This window comes from Alphaproteobacteria bacterium, from assembly GCA_019635875.1.
In the GTDB taxonomy this organism is placed as follows: Bacteria; Pseudomonadota; Alphaproteobacteria; order Reyranellales; family Reyranellaceae; genus JAFAZJ01.
In genome coordinates this window covers 363,615-384,104 of the sequence record JAHBYP010000003.1, presented here as the reverse complement: position 1 = coordinate 384,104, position 20,490 = coordinate 363,615, and the positions used below count along the sequence as shown (strand labels likewise).

Genomic DNA, 20,490 nt, shown 5'->3' with positions numbered 1-20,490 from the left:
TAGCGGCTGGTTGCAGCAGCCGCGACCACCGTTCGGGCAGGTCAGCCATCCCCTCTCAATACGTGCCGCGCTCGAACTCGCGGATCGGGCGCTTGCCGGGCGGCGCGATCACCGCGCCCTTGCCGTCGGGCAGCGGGCCGACATTGTCCTCCGACGTGTAGGGCCCGCTCACGCCCATGACGGGATCGCCGGCGACGGTGACGCGCTCCATGGTGCGGCGACTGGGGTAGTAGTCGTGCACGGCGTAGTGCTGCACCGCGCGGTTGTCCCACATCACCACGGTATGCGGCTGCCAGCTCACCCGCATCTGGTACTCAGGGATGGCGGCGCGGCTGTAGAGGAACTTCAGGATCATGTCGCTCTCGTCCTCGCGCAGGCCGCGCAACTTGACGCAGAACTGGGCCTGGACGTTGAGGATGCGGCGGCCCGACACCGGATGCACGCGCACCACGGGATGCCATTGTGGCGGCCATTTGGCCTCGATCTCGCGCAATTTCTTCTGGTGCGCCTCCGACGAGGTGAACAGCGGCCGCCACGGCTTGAAGTCGTGCAGCGCCTCCATGCCGTGGATGTAGCGCTTCATCGGCTCGCTCAGGCCGGCATAGGCCGCCGTCATGCTGGAGAACAGCGTGTCGCCGCCGGTCTCGGGCGAGATCTTGGCGCGCAGGATGGTGCCTAACGGGGGAGCGGCCCGAAACGTCTCGTCGGCGTGCCACTGGTCGGTGAGATGCGGCGGGTTGTCCTTGTGATTGTCGAGCACGATGACTTCGCGCTTGTCGTCGAGGTTGGGCGAGAAGGGGTGGATCGAGAGATCGCCGAACCGGCGACCGAAGTCCATCTGCTGGTCGATGGTGATGTCCTGGTCGCGGAAGACGATCACCTCGTGGCGCACCAGGGCATCGTGGATCACCGCGAACTCGGCGTCGCTGAGCTTGCCGAGGTTCACGCCGGAGATCTCCGCGCCGATATTGCCGCCGACCCGGCGCACCTTCACGTGCGGCGCGGCCTCGGCCCTGATCGTGCCGTCCATGGTTTCCTCCGAACTTCCTTGGCGGTGAATCTCCGTCCGCCGGTGGTGGATGTCACGGGAAATCGCACGCGACGCGCGATGGTCCATTCTGGAGCCGCTTGTCGTCGACCGGGCCGGTGCGGTCCCGTACATCGGCCCCGTCGACGTGACGTCGAAACCGCGCACGTCGAGACCGGCACGGGCCCCCGAGTAGAATGAGCACGACGACCCTGGATCTTGGCGGCACCCTGAGTGCGGCCATTGCGGGCGGCTATGTCGCCCACATCGCCCCCGCGACCTACACGATCACCGAGCCGATCGTCATTCATGTCACCAGCACGGTCCAGGGGGCGCTCGGCCTCGATGGCGGCGGTGCCACGTTCATCTCGCAGGTGCCGGCCGGCCAGCCGGTGATCCAGCTCGTAGTCGAGCCCGGCGTCGACCTGCGCTATCTCCAGCTGTCCAACTTCACCATCCAGGGCAACGGCCTGGAGGGCGACGGCATCAGCATCGTGGTGCCCAGCAACGACAGCTGGCTATACAACTGGACGATCCGCGACGTGACCGTCGAGGGCGTCGGCGGCTACGGCCTCGACATCGAAGGCAGCGTGTTCGAGGGCACGATCTGCAATTCCTGGATGATCGGCAACGGCGAGGGCGGCGCGCGCTTCGCGCACAGCCCGGAAGGCGGTGCCACCAGCGCGCTGCGCTGGCTCGGCGGCGGCTTCGAGGACAATGGCGGTCCCGGCCTCCTGCTCGACAACGGCGCGCGCGACATCAGCGTCGAGGGCGCCACGTTCACCGGCAACCAGGGCGTCGGCATCAGCGCCGCGTGGGGCATCACCTCGGTGTGCTCCAGCGACTTCGTCGACAACCAGGGCGCCGGCATCTGGTTCCAGAATTTCGGCGGCTTCAACGACAACGACTTCTCCAGCTCCGGCGCCCAGAGTGTCGGCATCAAGGGCTACCTGACCGGCAACGCCACGCTGATCGGCAACGAGAGCACCTGGACCGGAAGCGGCGCCGACACCACCGTGCTGGCCAACGTGCAGGGCAGTGGCGGCCTGTTCCTGTGCAGCGACGGCGAGACCGTCGTGACCGGTGCCAACGTCCTGGTGAGCGGCGCCGGCGGTGGCAACCTGGCGCACGTGACCGTGGCCACGCAGGGCGTGGCGCTGCCCACGCTCGAGGCACCGAGCCCGGTGGCGATGCTGCCGCTGCCCGACAGCGCCGGCACCGGCGTCGTCGAAGGCGCGCTTCGCTCGGCCATTGCCGATGGCACGCTGGTGAAGCTGTCGAGCCAGAACAGCTACATGATCAGCGCGCCGATCGTGATCAACATCACCAGCTCCAGCCAGGCCGCGACCGGCATCGATCTGGGCGGCGCCAAGCTCTTCTCGCAGGTTGCCGATGGCGGCCCGGTGATCGAGATCGTCGTCGCGGCAGGCGTGCAGGTCGGCGCGCTGACGCTGTCGAACTTCTCGATCATCGGCAACGGCACGGAGTCGGCCGGCATCCGGATCGTCGCCGATGGCGCCGACCGTTCGGTGGACATCGACATCCGCCACGTCAACATCGAGCATGTCCGCGGCGTCGGCCTCGATGTCCTGGGCAACGTGCGCGGCACGGTGTTCGACTCGTGGGTGCACGGCAATGACGGTGGCGGCGCGCGCTTCGCCGGGACCTCGGCCGGCGTCATGCCCAGCGATCTCGAGTGGATCGGCGGCGGCTTTCGCAAGAACGGTGGCGCCGGCCTGATCCTCGATGACGGAGCGCGCGACATGACCGTGCGCGGTGCCTATTTCGTCGAGAACGATGGCCCCGGGCTTTACGCCAGCTCGGGCATCACCCTGGTGCGCAACAACGGCTTCGAGAACAATCTCGGGACCGGCGCGATTGTCGAGGGATCGGGCAGCTTCGTCGACAACACCTTCTCGACCTGGGGACCGCAGCAGGTCGCCATCGGCGGCTACCTGGCGGGCGACACGCTGACGCTGATCGGAGTCAGCAACGAGTACTACGGCGGCGGCGCGGACACGACCCGGCTCGCCAACGTGCAGGGCAGCGGCACGCTGGCCATCGCCGGCAGCGGCAACGTCATCGCCGGACCATCCATTGCGGTGACCGGCGCCGACCCCTTCATCGCGCCGCCCGAGCCCGTCGTCGAGCCGGCGACGGAGCTGGCCGATCAGCGTGTTCTCAGCAGCTCCGATGATTCCTTCGACGGGCTGGGCGGCAACGACGTGATCGATGGCGCCGGCGGCAACGACATCCTGCATGGCGGTGCCGGCAACGACATCCTCCTGGGCGGCGCGGGCAACGACACCCTGTATGGCGGCACTGGTGACGACACGCTCGACGGCGGGGTCGGCATCGACACCATGTCCGGCGGCGGGGGCGCTGATGTCTATCGCGTCGACCATGTGGACGATCTGATCGTCGAGCAGCCCTTGCCGGTACTGACGTTGTACGCCCGCAACGGCAGCGGTGCCGTGACGGCGTGGCGCGTCGGCGAGGAAGGGCTCGGCGCGCCGGCGGCGATGACGACGCCGGACGGATCGGGCTGGAAGCTGGCCGGCCGCGCGGATTTCAACCGCGATGGCCATGTCGACAGCCTCTGGCGCAACCAGAACACGGGCGCGAACCTCGTCTGGTATCTCGACGACAGCGGCGCGCAGACCGGTTCCGCGTCGGTCGCCACGGTCGATACCGGCTGGGCCGTCGCCGGTGTCGGCGACTTCAATGGCGACGGCAAGGCCGACATCCTCTGGCGTCACCAGGGCGGCGGCCACGCCACGCTGTGGCAGATGGACGGCGTGAGCGCGACCGCCTCGACCTGGCTGCCGAAGCAGCTCGGGCTGGACTGGCAGGTCGCCGGCGTCGCCGATTTCACCGGCGACGGCAAGGTGGACATCCTCTGGCGCAATCCCACCGCCGGCCTGACCACTCTGTGGCAGATGAATGGCGCCACGGCCACGGCGATCACCCAGCTGTCGGCGGCGCCGGTGGGCTGGCAGGTCGGCGCGGTCGGCGACTTCACCGGCGACGGCAAGGCCGACATCGCCTGGCGCACCGACACCGGCGGCACCAGCCTGTGGCAGATGGATGGCGCCTCGCGTGTCGCTGTCACCACGCCCGCGAGCATGCTGCCCGACAGCCAGTGGACGACGATCGGCTTGGAGTGGACGGCGCTCGACGACCGCGACCGCGTCGAGAGCTCGGTGAGTTACACGCTGGGCAGCGGCGTCGAGGATCTGACGCTTGGCGGCACGGCGGCGATCGACGGCACCGGTAACGGCGCCGACAACGTCCTCACCGGCAATGCCGCGGCCAACACCCTGTGGGGGGCGGCGGGCGACGACACGCTGCTGGGCCGCGATGGCGCCGACGCGCTGTTCGGCGGCGATGGCGACGATCTGCTCCATGGCGGCGACAGCCCGGGCGACGTCGACACGCTCCACGGCGATGCCGGCGACGACATCCTCCACGGCGGCCTGGGCAACGACATTCTCTATGGCGGCGACGGCCGAGACACCCTAGACGGCGGCGGCGGCATCGATACGCTCGTGGGCGGCGCGGGCGACGACGTGTACCGCGTCGACCATGCCGGCGACGTCATCATCGAGACCGCCGGCACGCCGACGATCACGCTCCATGGCCAGAACCTCGTCACCGGCGAGGTGGCGTCATGGGACGTCTTGTCGGGTCCTGGAGCGCCGGTCGCGACGACACGGCCGGGGCAGGGCTGGATCCTCGAAGGCCGCGCCGATTTCAACGGCGACGGCGCCGACGACCATCTCTTCCGCAATGTCGGCACAGGCGAGAACCTCGTCTGGTATCTCGACGCCGCCGGCGCCAGGACCGGCGCGGCCAATGTGTCGACGGTCGATACCAGCTGGGCCATCGCCGGCGTTGGCGATTTCACCGGTGACGGCAAGGCCGACATCCTCTGGCACCACAAGAGCGGTGGCTACGGCAGCCTGTGGCACATGGACGGCGTGAGCGCGACCACGTCGACGTGGTTGTCGCTGAAGCTCGGACCGGAGTGGCAGGTGGCGGGCGCCGCCGATTTCACCGGCGACGGCAGGACGGACCTGCTTTGGCACAACTCCGCCACGGGTGCGGCCAGCATCTGGCAGATGAAAGGTGGGTCATCCGGTGCCACCATCGCGCTGTCGCACGGCGCGCCGACCGGCTGGTCGGTGGGCGCGGTCGGCGACTTCACCGGCGACGGCAAGGCGGACATCGCGTGGCGCACCAGCGAGGGCGGCACCGAGCTGTGGCAGATGGATGGCGCGACACGCACCGCCGTCACCGCGCCCGCGTCGCTGCTGCCCGGCAGCGAGTGGACCGTGATCGGCGCGGAATGGACCGCCCTGAACGATTATGACCGCGTCGAAAGCTCGGTGAGCTATACCCTGGGCGACGGGCTGGAGGAGCTGCTGCTGAGCGGCTCCTCGTCGATCTCCGCGACCGGCAATGCCGCCGACAATGTGCTGATCGGCAACGACGCGGCCAATACCCTGACGGGCGGTGCCGGCGACGACACCTTGACCGGCGGCGCTGGCGCGGACGTCTTCGCCTACGCCTCGGGCGACGGCAACGACATCATCACCGACTTCAATCCCGCCGACGGCGACAGGGTCCACCTCGCAGGGGTGACCTTCGATCATCTGGGTGCGAGCGCCAACATCGCCGTGCTGTCGGACGGCCACACCATCACCGCGCAGGCCGGCTACGTCTGGACGGGCAGCGACTTCGTCTAGGCTATCCCACGGCCAGCGCGTAGACCCCGGTGCCGCCCTCGGGCAGCGGATGCTCGCGCCACGACGCGCCGCCGTCCTCGGTGCCGAAGACCTGGCCCTTGCGGGTGGCGCACCACACGCGCCCGGCCTTTGCGGCACTCTGGGCGATGATCATCAGCGTGCTCTTCATCTGCACGCCGTGGTCGAAGCGCTGCCAGCTGCCACCGAGATCGCGGCTGCGATAGAGCGAGCCCTCGTCGCTGATCGCCGCGACCGAGAGCGCGGCGTACATCGTGCCGGGGTCGTGCGGCGAGACGCGCACGTCGCGCGCGTAGGTCAGCGGCGAGAAGCGGCCGATGCCCATCTCCTCCCAGCTTTCGCCACGATCGGGGCTCCTGAACAGGCCCATGCGGTTGGCGAGGAACACGGTGCCCGGCCTGGCCGAGCTGATCGCCAGGGCATGGCTGTCCATCATGCCCTCGGTCTCGGTGTCGCTGACGATGCGGCTCTTGAACCTGTCCTGCCTGGTGAACTCCAGCAGCTTGTCGTTGCAGCCCTGCCAGGTCTCGCCGCCGTCCGTGCTGCGCGACAGGCCGCCGACCTCGAAGGCGGCGTAGAGCGTGTCGGCGTCCTCCGGATCGAGGGCAAGCCGGATCACGCGGCAGGGGAAGCTCATCTTCACCATGCCCCTGGGCTCGGGCACGTCGAGCGCCGCCCAGCTCATGCCGCCGTCGCGGCTGCGGAACACCTGCGTGCCCTGCGTGCCGACATAGAGGGTCTCGGGATCCCTGGGATGGATCAGGATCGACCAGACGAGCCGGTTGTCGCCGGGCAGGTTCAGCCGCGTCCAGGTCTCGCCGCCATCGGTGCTGCGATAGGGCCCGTCCTGCGTGCCGACATAGACCGTGTCGGCAGCGCCGGGCTGCACGACGATGCTTCGCGCCTCGACCTTGTCTGGCAGGCCCTTGCCGAGCGCCGTCCATTTGCCGTCGGCCATGTCCATGCGGAACAGCCCGCCGCTGCTGCTCGCGGCCGCGCTGTTGGAGCCGGCCACGACAGGCGCGGCGCCGGCGAAGACATACGTGCCCATGGTTTCCTCCGCTTTCGTTGGGCAACGCTACGCCTGTGCGCGACGGGAGGGAAGGGAGCGCGGCATCAATGTCCGCCCACCGCCCGGCTGCGCTCGACGCGCAGGCGCGGGTCGATCACGGCGTAGAGCAGGTCGACGAGGATGTTGATGGTGACGAACACCAGCGCCACCATCACCAGATAGGCCGACATCACCGGGATGTCGGCGAACTGCACAGACTGGACGAAGAGCTGGCCCATGCCAGGCCATTGGAACACCGTCTCGGTGATGATCGAGAAGGCGATCAGGCCGCCGATCTGGATGCCGACCACGGTGATCACCGGCAGGAGCGTGTTCTTCAGCGCGTGGCCGAAATGCACGGCGCGGTCGGTCAGCCCGCGGGCGCGCGCGAACTTGATGTAGTCGGTGCGCAGCACCTCGAGCATCTGCGAGCGCACCAGGCGCAGCACCAGGGTGAGCTGGAACAACGACAGCGTGATCGCCGGCAGCACGATCGCCTTCAGGCCGCTGCCGGTGAGCAGGCCGGAATTCCAGCCGCCGAGATCGACCGTCTCGCCGCGGCCGAAGGAGGGGAAGCAGAAGCCCTCGGGCAGGCCGATCGCCGGCGCCCAGCCCTTGCACTCCACCGAGAAGACGTAGATCAGCAGGATGCCGATGACGAAGGTCGGCATGGCGACGCCGGCCAGCGAGAAGGTCAGCACCACCCCGCTGTCCCAGTTGTGCCGGCGCAGCGCGGTCAGCACGCCCAGCGGAATGCCGACCGCCAGCGCCAGCACGGCCGAGACCGCGACCAGCTCCAGGGTGGCCGGCATGCGCTCGACGATCAGCCGTCCGACCGGGCGCGCCAGCCGATAGGAGCGGCCGAAATTGCCCTCCAGCGCGTTGCCGATGAAGCGCACGAACTGCACCGGGACGGAATCCTCGAGTCCGAGGTCGCGGCGCATCTGCGCGCGATCCTCCGGGCTCGCCTCCTGGCCGACCATGTTGTTGACCGGGTCGCCGACGAAATTGAACAGCGCGAAGCAGAGGAACGACACCGCCAGCATCACGGCGGCCGCCTGCAGGAGCCTGTAGACGAGGAACGACAGCATCGGCGGCTTCTAGCACGCCGACGACGCCGTGATCAGCAAATCCAGCTTACTCGCAGGCCTGTCCCGGCAGGCGCTTGGCGCACTGGGCGATGTACAGCGGCTCGCCGCCCTCGAAGACGTCGGTCGGCTCGCGGCGGTCGCTCTCGCAGCCGGCGATGAAGCTCAGGCCCAGCAGCAGGGCGAGGATGGTACGCATGGCGATCACCGTGTTGGCAGCACGGCCGCGACCAGCGCCGCCCGGGCCACCGGGGCGGTGCGGGCGATGAACAGCGCGGTCTGGATGCGGTCGCTCATGCCGGCAGAACGCGTCAGCCGGCCGGCCGTTGCCATGTGTCCGGATTTGGGCAGGATGCCGCCCATGAGGAACGGAATCGCCGAGATCGACCATCTGCTGACCTATGTCGCCGACCTCGAGACCGCTTCGGCGGCCTACGAGCGGCTGGGCTTTCGCCTCACGCCGCGCTCGGAGATCGGCGCCATGGGCATCGCCAACCGCCTGGCGCTGCTGTCGCCACTGACGGCGGGCACCGGCAACTACATCGAGCTGATGAGCGCCGCCGACCGCGGCCGGCTGCCGCCGCCGATGGCGGCGACGCTCAGTGGTGCGGAAGGCGTGAAGTCGATGGTGATGGCGACGCCGGACGCCCACCAGGCGCAGGCCGAGCTCGTCGCCAACGGCTATCCCTTCGATCCGCCGGTGCATGTGAGGCGCGAATGGGCGATTCCGGGCGAGGGCTCGGTGTGGCCGGAGTTCGACGTCATGCTGCCGATCGCCGCGCCGCTGCCCTTCAACCTCTGCCGCTACTTCAACCTCGATCTCTACCTCCGCCCGGACTGGCGCACGCATCCCAACGGCGCGCGCCATCTCCTCGCGACCTTCGCGGTGTCGCCCGACGCGCACGCCACGGCGCGCTACTACGAGAGGCTGTTCGGCAGGGCCGCGACGCTGGGCGCCGACGGCGCCTGGATCGTCAAGACGGCCGCCGTCGAGCTCGCGATCTACGATCCGCTGTCCTTCGCCGCGCGCTTCGGCGTCGCGGTGCCGGTCGCCGACAAGGCGCGCTACACCGGCTACCGCGTGTCCGTCGCCCGGCTCGAGGCGCTGCACGCGCCCTTCGCCCGCAACAAGGTCACGACCGTTCCGACCGTGCTGGGGCTTGCGGCGCAGGCCTGCGGCAACGTCATCGAGTTCGTCGAGGCCGGCTGATGCGCGTCGTGCTCGCCCTGTTGGGACTGCTCGCGGCCATGCCGGTCGAGGCCGGCGAGATGCGGCGCCTCGTCGTCAACGGGGTCGAGCGCACCTACTACCTGCATGTGCCGTCGACCGTGAAGCCCGGCGCGCCGCTGGTGATCATGCTGCATGGCGCGACGGCCAATGGCCGCAACGACGTGCACCGCTATGGCTGGCACCACATGGCCGAGAGCCACGACTTCGTCGTCGCCGGACCCGACGCGCCGACCCTGCGCGCCGACCAGCCCGAGAGCAACGAGAACTTCCGCACCTGGAATCACGGCGGCCATCGCGGCGCGGGCAACGTCACCATGAGCGACGACGTTGGCTTCATCGCCGCGATGATCGACGACATCGCGCGGCAGAGCGCCATCGACCGCCGACGCGTCCATGTCGCGGGCTTCTCCAGCGGCGGCTCGATGGCGCACCGGCTGGGCATCGAGCTTGCCGGGCGCATCGCCTCGATCTCGGCCAGCGCCGGCGGCCTGCCGCCGACCTACGGGCGGCCGGCGCGCGGCATGCCCATCCTGATCAGCGCCGGCGACCGCGACCCGGTGACGCCGGTCGAGGGCAAGGGCACGTTCATCGCCGATTCGCATCGCGCCATCATCGACAAGTGGCGGGCGCTCGACGGCTGCCCCGCGTCGCGCCGGCTGCCGTCGGCGCCGGATCTGCTGATCGAATTGTCGGCGCCGTGCCGCGACGGCAGCGAGGTGCGCTACGTCCTGATGATCGGCGTCGAGCATGTCTGGCCGAGGACCAGCCAGATCGACCTGACCGAGGCCAGCTGGCAGTTCTTCAAGCGCTTCCGGCTGCCGAAGTGAACGGCCGCACTATTGCCATTGGGACCATTGGCGTCGCGCCCGCGTCATCATGAGTGGTCACCGGCCAAGCGGATCTGCGGGTATGAAGCGCCGGCCAAGGCGATCGCATTCGGTCTGGTGTCTGTCTTCGGGCCGCACCGCTCCAGCGGCGCTCCGGATGCGTCGCTGGAGCGACGCGGCCCGAACGGCTTGAACGACGCTGCCTGGTCGGGGCGCGCCCCAACCTCTTGGGGGCCATATGCGATCGCCCTGCCCGCAAGAGGGGCGGCCATGAGTTGCCGCCGGCGAAGCAGGATCAAGCCAGCGCAGCCTGGTCTTGGACGTGTTTCTTGTTGGCCGGCGGCACGCCAGCGCTCTCAAAGAAAAGCGCCCGCCGCAGAGGGGCGGGCGCTCTCCAGCCGAGGACGCCGTGACTATTTCATTGTGGCGTACTTGAAGTTCGGCGAGTCGGTGGCGAAGATCGGCGTCGTCACCTTGTCGCTCATCGACCAGACGATCACCTGGTGGTGCAGCGGCAGGTAGGCGTTGGAGCCCTTGGCCAGCTTCCAGGCGTCGGCGATCATCTTGTCACGCTTGGCGAGGTCGGTCTCCTGCGACATCGCCACCACGAGGTCGTCGAGCGCCTTGTTCGACAGGCCTGTGAAGTTCCAGGTGCCGCCCGACTTGCCGTCGTTGGTCTGGTAGAGGAACGAGAAGACGTAGTGCGAGTCGAGCGTCGGCACGCCCCAGCCCAGCAGGTAGAAGCTGCTGTCCTTCTTCTGCAGCTTGGGGAAGTGCAGGGTCTTCGAGCGCGCCTGCAGGTCGACGGTGATGCCGATCTGCGACAGCATGCCGACGACCGCCTGGCAGATCGCCTCGTCGTTGTTGTAACGGTCGTTGGGGCAGTCGAGCGTCACCTTGAAGCCCTTGGCGTAGCCGGCGTCGGCCATCAGCTTCTTGGCGCCGGCGAGGTCGAAGGCGGCGCGCTGGTCGAGCTCCTTGGTCCAGCCATGCACCGCCGAGGGCGTGATGATGCCGGCCGGCGCCGCGAAGCCGCGCATGACCTTGGCCTTGATCGCGTTGATGTCGATCGCCTTGCTCATCGCCTCGCGCACCTTGGCATCGGCGAACGGGTTCTTGCCCTTGACGTCGCTGTACTTCAGCTCGGCCGAGCCGACGTCGATGCCGAAGAAGATCGAGCGCACCTGCGCCGTCTCCAGCGTCTTGAGCCCGGCGGTCGCCTTGATGCGGCCGATGTCCTGCAGCGGCGCGTCGAGCAGGAAGTCGATCTGGCCGGAGATCAGCGCCGCGACGCGCGTCGCCGGCTCCTTGATCGGCGTGTAGACGACCTCGTCCGGGTAGTTGGGGAACTGCGCCTTGCCCCAGTAGCCCGGGTTCTTGACCAGCACGGTCTTCACGTCGGGATCGCGCTGCTTGACCATGAACGGGCCGGTGCCCATGGCGTTGCGCACCGCGTAGGTCTCTTCCTTGTCCTTGTAGCTGGTCGGCTTGACGACGTTGTGCTTCTCCGCCCAGGCCTTGGACATCATGTAGATGTTGGTCAGCTGGTCGGGCAGGATCGGGTTGGGCCCCTTGGTGTAGATCACCACGGTCATCGCGTCGGGCGCCTTCACCTCCTTGACCGAGGCGAGATAGGTCTTGAAGTCCGAGGTCGGCGCCATGGCGCGCTGCAGGCTGAAGACCACGTCGGCCGAGGTGAAGTCCGAGCCGTCGCTGAACTTCACGCCGGGGCGCAGCTTGAACTCCCAGGCGTCGCCCTCCAGCGGCTTCCACGACAGCGCCAGGTTGGGCTGCTTCTTCAGCGCCGGGTCGCGCTGGATCAGCGGATCGTAGATGTGCTGCGCCATCGCCGAGGTCGGGCCCTCGTTCTGCGAGTGCGGATCGAGCGTCAGCGCGTCGCCGACGCTGGCCCAGCGCAGGGTCTTGGCCTGCGCCAGCGGCATCGCCAGCGACAGGGCAATCGCCGTCGCCGCGATGATGCGTCCCAGTTTCATCCTAGGCCTCCGTCTGTCATGCGATCAGCCCGCCCCACCCCGGCGGGCGCCTGCGCCGATTAGCGCGTGCGGACAGCGGGGAGTCAACAACCGGCGCGGCCCGGCCGCCCGGAGTCACTCCCGGAACATGTCGCGATGCGCCGCCAGGACGCGGCTGGAGCGGGCCGCCAGCTCGCGACCCAGCCTCTTCAGCGCCGCTTCCTGGGACTTCAGGGTCTTCAGGACAAGCGTCGCGTCGGGCAGCGACGTGTCGGCGCCCGATCGACGCGCCTCGCCCAGCATCGCGTTCACGCCGTCGCGCGCCAGGTCGACGCGATCCAGATTGCCCTCGACCAGGCTCATTTGCGCCGACAGGTCGGGCCGCGTCGGCAGGATGGCGCTCGCCAGCACGTGGACCACCATGACGGCGATCAGCACCTTCGCGGCGAAGCCGCGCGGCGGCGGTCCCCCGCGCGGCTTGCCGACGATCGACACGAGATAGACGGCGAGCACCGCCAGTCCGGCGATGCCAGCCTTGATCCAGTCGACGGTCTCCATGCCTTCCCCCGCAAGATCCCATCGCCGGGGATGGTGGTACGGCAATTGCGGGTCGACGGCCGGTTGCCGAGGAGGACGCCATGACGCTCGATTTTCCGTTCCTGGTCTGGCTGCACGTGATCATCAGCCTGGTGCCGCTGGCCGCCGGCGTGCCGGTGACAAGCGGCCTGCTGGCCGGGCGCGATTCGGGCTGGTGGACCGACATCTTCCTCATCGCGGTCATCCTCACCACCGCCAGCGGCTTCATCCTGCCGGCACCCGGCTTCACGCCGGCGCTCGGGCTGGGGATCCTCTCGACCGTGGTGATCCTCGCCATGCTGGCGGCGCGCTATCGCTTCGGGCTGGCCGGCGCCTGGCGCTGGGTGTGGGCCATCGGCCTGATGCTGTCGTTCTACTTCGACGCCTTCGTGCTGGTGACGCAGCTGTTCACCAAGGTGCCCGCCCTGATGCGCACCGCCCCGGTGCCCGGCGCGCCCGGCGGCGCGCTGTTCGGCGTCGTGCAGCTGGTCGTGCTGGCGGTGTTTGTTGTCCTGACGGTGATCGCCGCCCGGCGCTACCGCCGGGCCGGCGCGAGCGGCATGTCCGGTTCCCTGCGACCGGCCGGGTGAACGGCGGCCTTGCCGCGGAAAATCCGATGGTCCGACAGGCCCGCTACCGCCGGAATGGGTCCTTCTGATCCTTCGGCTGGCTGCCGCGCGGCGCGAAGGGATCGCCGCCGGGTGCGCCAGCGTTGTCGAAGGAGGCCTGGCAGGCGAGCAGCGCCTCGCCGGCGGCGTGGCTGTTCTGCAGGTTGATCAGCGCGATCTGCCGGCCGCCATAGGTGACGCGCATGCGGTTGCCGCGCATAAACTCGCCGAGGAAGCGCCGCCACACGGTCTCGTCCTTGAAGGTGGCGGTCAGCGCCACCGTGCCACCGCCCATCGACTTGCCCTTCATGTTGCCGGTGTAGGGCGCGCCGTTGTCGAAGTAGGTGCTGGTCTCGTAGGCCTTGCCGTCCTCGAGCGACTTCCAGTCGTCATGCGCCAGGAACCAGTGCATCTCGCGGGCCTCGGTGAAGCCGATGCGGATCACCGTGCCGCGCGCGCCCTTGAAGAAGATGAAGCAGCCGTTCTTCAGGCTGCGGTCGACGTTGACGTCCCAGCCGCCGACATGTCGCCACTTCTCGATCTGCGCGCTCGCCGGCCCGGCAACCAGGGCCGCCATGACGAGTGAAGCCAGGATGCGCATGGCCTTTCCCCCCGCAACGCCTTGCGACCGTGCCGCCTGCGCCGCCGCTTGGCAAGGTCCACCCTAGATCCCGACAAACGGGTCGTACTCGACGGCGACGCGGCCGGCGCCGGGGCTGGTGGCCCGGCGCTCCGCCACGGCGCGCGGCAGCACCTTCCAGGCGAAGGTCAGGGCCAGCGCGTCGGCAAGGTCGGGCGAGGCGAGGCCGCGCTTCTTCATGTCCTGCTTGCGCTCGAGCTGGATCTGGTCGCGGCCGTTGAAGCCGTATTGCGGGCCGACCAGGTCGTCGGCCAGTTCGGCGTCGTCGGGGATCGCTGCGTCGGCCAGCCAGGTGCGCAGATTGTCCCACATCTGGGCGCGCCTGTTGGCGTGGCTGCCGGTGAAATTGTCGACGCCGCGGGCGCCGTCGGCGGCGGCACCGAACTCGATGCCGAAGACGTCCGGCACACCCATCTGGCCCAGCCGGTCGACCACGCCGGCGCCCATGCCCATGTCGACGAAGATCGCGTCGACCTGGTGCGTGCGCGCCTCGAAGGCGACGCGCCCCGCCACCTGCATCAGGTCGGCCACCCGCATGCGGATCGGCGCGATGGTGCGCGCGTCGCGGCCGCGGCGGAAGACGATCGCGGTGCGGTCGTCGCCATGGCGTGCGACGTCGACGCCCATCACCAGGGGCTCGTGCGGCTGGACGATCACCGCGCGCCTGCGCGCCGCCTCGACCACGCCGGGGGCGATGAACTGCTGGGAGCCCACCTGCGGGAACTCGCCCCGTACGCGCACGCGCACGAAGTCGCTGTCCTCGCCGTGTTCCTGCACCCAGCGCGCGATCTGCGCCTGATTGATGCCGGGTACCGAGCGGCTGTCGATCTGCCGCCCGCTCCAGCGCTCGCGGTACTTGCCGAAGCACGCGCGGAAGCGGCCGTCGGCCTGCGTCGGATTGCCGAAGACGATCCAGACGATCTCCGTGCCTTCGTCGGTCAGGGCGCCCTCGGCCACGTCCCAGATCGGGTCGGCGATGGTGCTGGCCTCGTCGAACAGCAGCACGATGCGCTTGCGCAGGTTGTGCAGACCGGCGAAGGCCTCGGTATTGTGCGCGTTCCAGGTAACGCGATCGCCGCGCCAGATCCTGGCGTGGCCCGGCAGGCGGCTGACGATTGCCGTCTCGGTCAGGCTGAACCAGTGCCGGCAGTTCATCAGGTTGAACCACTTCACTACCTGCGGCCAGGTCTTGGTCCGGAGCTGCTGGTCGGTGTTGGCGGTGATCATGCTCACCGAATCCTCGAAGGTCGCCAGCGCCCACAGCTTGATCCAGGCCATCAGCGCCGACTTGCCGATGCCGTGGCCGGAGGCGACGGCGATGCGCACCGGCTCGCTGTCGCCCATCGCGGTGTTGGCCTGCAGGCGCTGGCCGATCTCCACCAGCACCGCCTCCTGCCAGGCGCGCGGGCCGGTGCCCCAGGACAGCGCCGAGCCCTTCCTGCCCCAGGGAAAGGCGAAGCGCACGAAGCCCAGCGGGTCGTGCGCATAGCTCCGGATCGCGTCGCGCAACTGGCGCTCCGGCTCGGAGGTCGCGGGAACGGGCGGCGCCATGTCAGGACTCCCCTGGGAAGCGGCTGTGCCAATTGGCGACGCGCTCCTGCGCCTCGCGCAGTTCGGCCGCCAGGTCGCGGCCTGCCTCCGTTTCCGCGTCCTTGGGGTGCACGCGGCTGGCCGGGCGCCCGGCGAACAGGGCGAGATGGCGCGACAGCGAATCGAGGGCGTGCAGCTTCGAGGCCAGCTTGATGCGCAGGCGCCGCACGCGCCGGCCGTCTGGCGACTTCGGCTCTTCTTCCTCGAGGCGGAAATCGGCGATCGCCGCGAGGTGCTCGGGCGGCATCTTGGTCAGGTCGAGCCGCACGCTGCCGTCCTCGCTGATGTCGAGGTAGTCGTGCACCGAGGCGAAGGCGACTCGCACGTACTCTGCAATCACCCGCTCGGCGCTGACCTTGCAGGCGGCGGCGAGCCGGTGCCGGCCGGCCTCGATCGCGGCGCGCACCGCCGGATTCTGCATCAGCCGCCAGGCCGAGCGCCGCGTATGGGTCGGCGAGTAGCCGGCACGGACGAAGGCCTGCGAGGCATTGAGGTCGATCAGGTACTCCTCGACGAAGCGCCGCTGGCGCGGCGTCATCGTCGGCACGGTGGCAGGGGAGGTGGTGTCTTCGAAATCGTCGGTCATGCGTGCAACGGTACCGCCCGCCCGCCAATCCGCCGAATTAAACCCCTAGCGGTGTCGAAGAGAGGCATCCGATGCAGTGCCCATCGATGCTTCTCAAAACTCTAGCGGTGTCGAAAACAGGCATCCGATGCAATGCCCATCAATAATCTTTGGAACCGCTAGCTGTGCGCGGCGTTGCGCCGGCGGTACTCGGAGGGTTCCATGCGTGCTCTTCGCATCCTGCCGCCGCTGCTGATCGCGATGACGTACCAGGCCACCGCCCAGCCCACGCCCACTGCAAATACCGCGACGCCGCCGACGGTGCGCGATGGAGATCGCGTCCCGGCACGCCCGCCCCAGGTGGCCGACTGCGGCCCCTGGCTGGAAGGCTGCCTCGGCGAGGACAGGCGACGCATCCTGCTGTTCCTCGGCACTTTGGGCGCAGCCAAGCAGCCGCTCCTGCCGCGCTAGGCAGTACTCCATCGGGAGGTGGAGGCGCCGGGCGCCGACGCGCATACTGCGCGGCGCGAGTTCGGGGAGCCGTGCGTGATCACCATCTTCGGTATCAGGAACTGCGACACGATGAAGAAGGCGCGCGCCTGGCTGGACGGCCGGGGCGTCGCCTATGCCTTCCACGACTACAAGGCGTCGGGCATCGAGCGCGCGCGGCTGCAGGGCTGGGCGCAGCAGGTCGGCTGGGAGCGGCTGCTGAACCGTGCCGGCACGACCTTCCGCAAGCTACCGGACAGGGAACGCGAGGGGCTCGACGAGGGCCGGGCGATCGCGCTGATGCTGGCGCAGCCGGCGATGATCAAGCGGCCGGTGCTCGAGATCGGCGATCGGCTGCTGGTCGGCTTCAAGCCCGACGAATACGCCCGAAGTGTTGGCCAGCGGACCTGATCAGGAGCCCGGCTGGGCCGGCGGCACCAGGTCGCGCAGGCGTTCGAGGTCGGCGATGAAGACCTCGCGGCCATCGCCGCTGACGCCGGCCTGCCGCAGGGCGGCGAAGGCGCGCGACAGGCTCTGCGGCGTGATGCCCAGCCGGCCGGCGATCAGGCGCCGGCCGCCCGGCAGTGTGACGGTGGCGCTGCCGGTGCGCGCCGGCGCCAGCGCCAGCAGCATGGCCGAGAGCCTTTCGATCGCCGACAGCAGCTTGAGGTCCTTGATCTGGCCGATCAGGGTTCGCCAGTAGGTCGACGATTGCAGCGCCGCGCCGTAGGCGAGCGCGCCATTGGCACGCACCTGCGCGCGGAAGGCAGCGGCCGGCCACAGCAGGATGCGGCCCTGCTCCAGCAGTCGCGCAGTGAGCAGATAGGGCGCGTCGAGCAGGGCGGCGGCCAGGATGAAGCTGTCGCCGGGCCCGAAGAACTCGACCAGCATTTCCTCGCGCTGACCCTCGCCGAACAGGCCGACGGCACCAGACAGCACGACGTGCAGGAATTGCGGCGTTTCCCCCTGCACGCAAAGTGAAGTGCCCTTGGGCAGGGTCTGGACGAAGCACGGCGCCAGGAGCGCGCCCAAGTCCTTTTCGGAAACCTCCGCCATAAGCCGTGAGCGCCGAAGCAGGGGGATGTCCGAAGGAATCATGCTCGGTCCGTTCTATGGGTTGGCCTTCCGCTCCCGCTCCCCGCAAGCCGGAGGGGTGTATCCGTTAACAAATGTGAAGAGCCATCATTACCATAAGACAACGCGTCCAAATTAAACCCGGTTTCCCGGCTGCCGCTTGACGTACGTCAAGTCGGAATCGCGACCGCTCCTCCACCTTGCCGGCACAGACGGGAGTGCTGTGGATGGTGATGCGGAACGAGACGGCGGCTGCCGCCGGCAATGGCAGGACCACGGCGCTGGGCATGAGCACCCTGGCCTTCACCGTGTGCTTCGCGGTGTGGACGATCTTCTCGATCATCGGAGTGCAGATCAAGAAGGACCTCGGGCTGAGCGACACGCAGTTCGGCCTGCTGGTCGGCACGCCGATCCTGGTCGGCTCGCTGATCCGCCTGATCCTCGGCATCTGGGCCGACCAGTATGGCGGCCGCGTCGTCTATACCGGCGTGATGATCGCCGCCGCGGTGGCGACCTGGTTGCTGACCTTCGCCCACGACTACCCGACCTTCCTGCTCGCCGCGCTGGGCGTGGGCATCGCCGGCGGCTCCTTCGCCGTCGGCATCGCTTATGTCTCGCGCTGGTACGAGCAGGGCAAGCAGGGCACGGCGCTGGGCATCTTCGGCGCCGGCAATGTCGGCGCCGCGGTCACCAAGTTCGTGGCGCCCTTCGTCATGGTCGCCTGGGGCTGGCAGAGCGTTGCCGAGATCTGGGCAATCGCGCTGGCGGCGACGGCCGTCATTTTCTGGTTCACCACGAAGGACGATCCGCAGCTCGCCGCGCGGCGCAAGGCGGGCATCAAGCCCGAGCCGATCTCGGCCATGCTCGAGCCGCTGCGCAACGTCCAGGTCTGGCGCTTCTCGCTCTACTACTTCTTCGTCTTCGGCGCCTTCGTGGCGCTGGCCCTGTGGCTGCCGCGCTACCTGATCGGCGTCTACGGTCTGGACATCGTCACCGCCGGCATGATCGGCGCGGCCTACTCGATCCCCGCCAGCCTGTTCCGCATCTATGGCGGCGTGCTGTCCGACAAGTTCGGCGCGCGGCGCGTGATGTACTGGACCTTCGGCGTCTCGGTCGCGGCCTGCTTCGTGCTCGCCTATCCGCCGACGCAGTACATCGTCAAGGGCATCACCGGTCCGATCGTCTTCACGCTCGAGATGGGCCTGGTGCCGTTCACCGTGATGACCTTCGTGCTGGGCTTCTTCATGAGCCTGGGCAAGGCGGCCGTCTACAAGCACATCCCGGTGTACTACCCCAAGCATGTCGGCGCCGTGGGCGGCGTCGTCGGCCTGGTCGGCGGCCTGGGCGGCTTCGTGCTGCCGATCGCCTTCGGCCTGCTCAACGACCTGACAGGCATCTGGACGAGCTGCTTCATGCTGCTCTTCCTCGTCGTCGCCGTGTCGCTGGTGTGGATGCACGTGTCGATCCGCGCCATGGAGCGCGAGAAGATCGGCGAGGCGCTGGACAAGCTGCCCGAGCTGCCCGAGATGCAGCCGATCCACGGGCCCGAGCATGTCGGCAAGCTGTCGGGCAAGACGCTCGAGGACTGGCGGCCCGAGGACCGCAACTTCTGGGAGGAGAAGGGCCGGCGCATCGCGCGGCGCAACCTCGCGATCTCGATCCCGGCCCTGCTGCTGTCATTCGCGGTTTGGATGGTGTGGTCGGTGGTGGTCGCCAAGCTGCCGTCGATCGGCTTCACGTACACCACCGACCAGCTCTTCTGGCTGGCGGCGCTGCCCGGCGTATCCGGCGCGACCTTGCGCATCTTCTACTCCTTCACCGTGCCGATCTTCGGCGGCAGGCTGTGGACGACGGTCGCCACCTGGTCGTTGATCCTGCCCGCCGCCGGCATCGGCTATGCCGTGCAGAACCCGGCGACGCCGTACTGGATCTTCCTCGTGCTGGCGCTGCTCTGCGGCTTCGGCGGCGGCAATTTCGCCTCCTCGATGTCGAACATCTCCTTCTTCTTCCCCAAGGCGGAGAAGGGCAACGCGCTGGCGCTCAACGCCGGGCTGGGCAATCTCGGCGTCAGCGTCGTGCAGTTCATCGTGCCGGTGATCATCACCGCCGGCGTCTTCGGCTTCCTCGGCGGCGAGCCGCAGGTCGCGCGCGAGGCCTCGGGCGAGAGCCTGATGTGGCTGCAGAACGCCGGCTTCATCTGGGTGCCGTTCATCGCCGCCTCGGCCTTCGCCGCCTGGTTCGGCATGAATGACATCGCCTCGGCCAAGGCCTCGTTCGCCGAGCAATCGGTGATCTTCCAGCGCAAGCACAACTGGATCATGTGCTGGCTCTACACCGGCACCTTCGGCTCGTTCATCGGCTACTCGGCGGGCTTCCCGCTGCTCGCCAAGGTGACGTTCCCCGACGTCAACGCGTTGAAGTACGCCTTCCTCGGCCCGCTGGTCGGCGCCGTCGCGCGCTCGATGACCGGCTGGGTGTCCGACAGGTGGGGCGGCGGGCGCGTCACCTTCTGGGTGTTCATCGTCATGACCCTGGGCGCGGCGGGCGTCGTCTGGTTCATCGGCGAGAGGAACTTCGCCGGCTTCTTCGCCTGCTTCCTGCTGCTGTTCTGCGCCACCGGCGTGGGCAACGCGTCGACCTTCCAGATGATCCCCGCGATCATGCGCAAGGACATGGACCGGCTGATGCCGCAGGCGGCGCTCGAGACGCGGCGCGTGCAGGGCGAGAAGGAGTCGGCGGCAATCATCGGCTTCACCTCGGCGATCGCGGCCTATGGCGCCTTCTTCATCCCCAAGAGCTTTGGCTCCTCGATCGCGGCCACCGGCACGCCGATGCTGGCGCTGTATGGCTTCATCGCCTTCTACGTCAGCTGCATCGCCGTGACTTGGTTCTTCTACACCCGCAGGGGCGGCCTGCTGTTCGACGTCGAACGCAAGGCGCCGGCCGCGGCCACCGCCGCCGTGCCGGCGCAGTGAGGACGCTCAT

At 68.7% G+C, this 20,490-nt stretch carries 18 protein-coding genes; 7 read left to right on the top strand and 11 right to left on the bottom strand.

Going from position 1 to position 20,490, the window contains the following annotated elements; all coding sequences use genetic code 11:
- Positions 1 to 55: 55 nt before the first annotated feature.
- A complete protein-coding gene (locus KF889_13120) occupies positions 56 to 1,030 on the bottom strand; it encodes a TauD/TfdA family dioxygenase (protein ID MBX3500383.1) in 975 nt (324 codons plus the stop codon).
- A 194-nt stretch (positions 1,031 to 1,224) separates the two neighbouring features.
- Here KF889_13120 and KF889_13115 point away from each other — a divergent pair, with 194 nt between their 5' ends.
- On the top strand, positions 1,225 to 5,775 hold the full coding sequence (locus KF889_13115) for an FG-GAP repeat protein (protein ID MBX3500382.1): 4,551 nt from the start codon (positions 1,225 to 1,227) through the stop codon (positions 5,773 to 5,775).
- 1 nt (position 5,776) lies between these two features.
- On the opposite strand, the gene KF889_13110 is transcribed toward KF889_13115, so the two are convergent.
- From KF889_13110 to KF889_13095, 4 genes are all read right to left on the bottom strand, one after another.
- Positions 5,777 to 6,844 carry a hypothetical protein gene (locus KF889_13110; GenBank protein MBX3500381.1) on the bottom strand — a complete coding sequence of 356 codons (1,068 nt, stop codon included), beginning with the start codon at positions 6,842 to 6,844 and terminating at the stop codon, positions 5,777 to 5,779.
- Positions 6,845 to 6,909: 65 nt separating this feature from the next.
- Positions 6,910 to 7,935: an ABC transporter permease gene (locus tag KF889_13105; GenBank protein MBX3500380.1), complete on the bottom strand. Its 1,026-nt coding sequence runs from the start codon at positions 7,933 to 7,935 to the stop codon at positions 6,910 to 6,912.
- A gap of 46 nt (positions 7,936 to 7,981) precedes the next feature.
- Positions 7,982 to 8,131, bottom strand: a complete 150-nt coding sequence (locus tag KF889_13100; protein ID MBX3500379.1) for a hypothetical protein — start codon at positions 8,129 to 8,131, stop codon at positions 7,982 to 7,984.
- A gap of 5 nt (positions 8,132 to 8,136) precedes the next feature.
- Complete coding sequence (locus KF889_13095) at positions 8,137 to 8,295, bottom strand: hypothetical protein (protein ID MBX3500378.1); 159 nt, start codon at positions 8,293 to 8,295, stop codon at positions 8,137 to 8,139.
- Between KF889_13095 and KF889_13090 the strand changes: the two genes are divergently transcribed.
- Together KF889_13090 and KF889_13085 are read left to right on the top strand one after the other, a co-directional pair.
- Positions 8,294 to 9,142, top strand: coding sequence for a VOC family protein (locus tag KF889_13090; protein ID MBX3500377.1), 849 nt, complete (start codon positions 8,294 to 8,296; stop codon positions 9,140 to 9,142). The two genes, KF889_13095 and KF889_13090, sit on opposite strands and share 2 nt — an antisense overlap.
- Positions 9,142 to 9,990, top strand: a complete 849-nt coding sequence (locus tag KF889_13085) for an alpha/beta fold hydrolase (GenBank protein ID MBX3500376.1) — start codon at positions 9,142 to 9,144, stop codon at positions 9,988 to 9,990. The genes KF889_13090 and KF889_13085 overlap by 1 nt, the downstream gene beginning before the upstream one ends.
- Before the next feature lie 413 nt (positions 9,991 to 10,403).
- Here KF889_13085 and KF889_13080 read toward each other — a convergent pair whose 3' ends face one another.
- Together KF889_13080 and KF889_13075 are read right to left on the bottom strand one after the other, a co-directional pair.
- Positions 10,404 to 11,984, bottom strand: a complete 1,581-nt coding sequence (locus KF889_13080) for an ABC transporter substrate-binding protein (protein ID MBX3500375.1) — start codon at positions 11,982 to 11,984, stop codon at positions 10,404 to 10,406.
- A 114-nt stretch (positions 11,985 to 12,098) separates the two neighbouring features.
- The gene (locus tag KF889_13075; protein MBX3500374.1) at positions 12,099 to 12,521 is read right to left on the bottom strand and encodes a hypothetical protein; all 423 of its coding nucleotides are present in this window, start codon (positions 12,519 to 12,521) and stop codon (positions 12,099 to 12,101) included.
- A gap of 80 nt (positions 12,522 to 12,601) precedes the next feature.
- Between KF889_13075 and KF889_13070 the strand changes: the two genes are divergently transcribed.
- Positions 12,602 to 13,129, top strand: coding sequence for a hypothetical protein (locus tag KF889_13070; GenBank protein MBX3500373.1), 528 nt, complete (start codon positions 12,602 to 12,604; stop codon positions 13,127 to 13,129).
- A 43-nt stretch (positions 13,130 to 13,172) separates the two neighbouring features.
- Here KF889_13070 and KF889_13065 read toward each other — a convergent pair whose 3' ends face one another.
- From KF889_13065 to KF889_13055, 3 genes are all read right to left on the bottom strand, one after another.
- Positions 13,173 to 13,748 carry a hypothetical protein gene (locus tag KF889_13065; protein MBX3500372.1) on the bottom strand — a complete coding sequence of 192 codons (576 nt, stop codon included), beginning with the start codon at positions 13,746 to 13,748 and terminating at the stop codon, positions 13,173 to 13,175.
- 63 nt (positions 13,749 to 13,811) lie between these two features.
- Complete coding sequence (locus KF889_13060; protein ID MBX3500371.1) at positions 13,812 to 15,338, bottom strand: terminase; 1,527 nt, start codon at positions 15,336 to 15,338, stop codon at positions 13,812 to 13,814.
- Between the two features lies 1 nt (position 15,339).
- Complete coding sequence (locus KF889_13055) at positions 15,340 to 15,963, bottom strand: terminase small subunit (GenBank protein ID MBX3500370.1); 624 nt, start codon at positions 15,961 to 15,963, stop codon at positions 15,340 to 15,342.
- Positions 15,964 to 16,164: 201 nt separating this feature from the next.
- Here KF889_13055 and KF889_13050 point away from each other — a divergent pair, with 201 nt between their 5' ends.
- Positions 16,165 to 16,413: a hypothetical protein gene (locus tag KF889_13050; GenBank protein ID MBX3500369.1), complete on the top strand. Its 249-nt coding sequence runs from the start codon at positions 16,165 to 16,167 to the stop codon at positions 16,411 to 16,413.
- 111 nt (positions 16,414 to 16,524) lie between these two features.
- On the top strand, positions 16,525 to 16,842 hold the full coding sequence (locus KF889_13045; protein MBX3500368.1) for an arsenate reductase: 318 nt from the start codon (positions 16,525 to 16,527) through the stop codon (positions 16,840 to 16,842).
- On the opposite strand, the gene KF889_13040 is transcribed toward KF889_13045, so the two are convergent.
- Positions 16,843 to 17,463, bottom strand: coding sequence for a cyclic nucleotide-binding domain-containing protein (locus KF889_13040; GenBank protein MBX3500367.1), 621 nt, complete (start codon positions 17,461 to 17,463; stop codon positions 16,843 to 16,845).
- Positions 17,464 to 17,792: 329 nt separating this feature from the next.
- On the opposite strand from KF889_13040, the gene KF889_13035 reads away from it, so the two are divergent.
- Positions 17,793 to 20,480, top strand: coding sequence for an MFS transporter (locus KF889_13035; GenBank protein ID MBX3500366.1), 2,688 nt, complete (start codon positions 17,793 to 17,795; stop codon positions 20,478 to 20,480).
- The last annotated feature ends 10 nt before the right edge of the window (positions 20,481 to 20,490 follow it).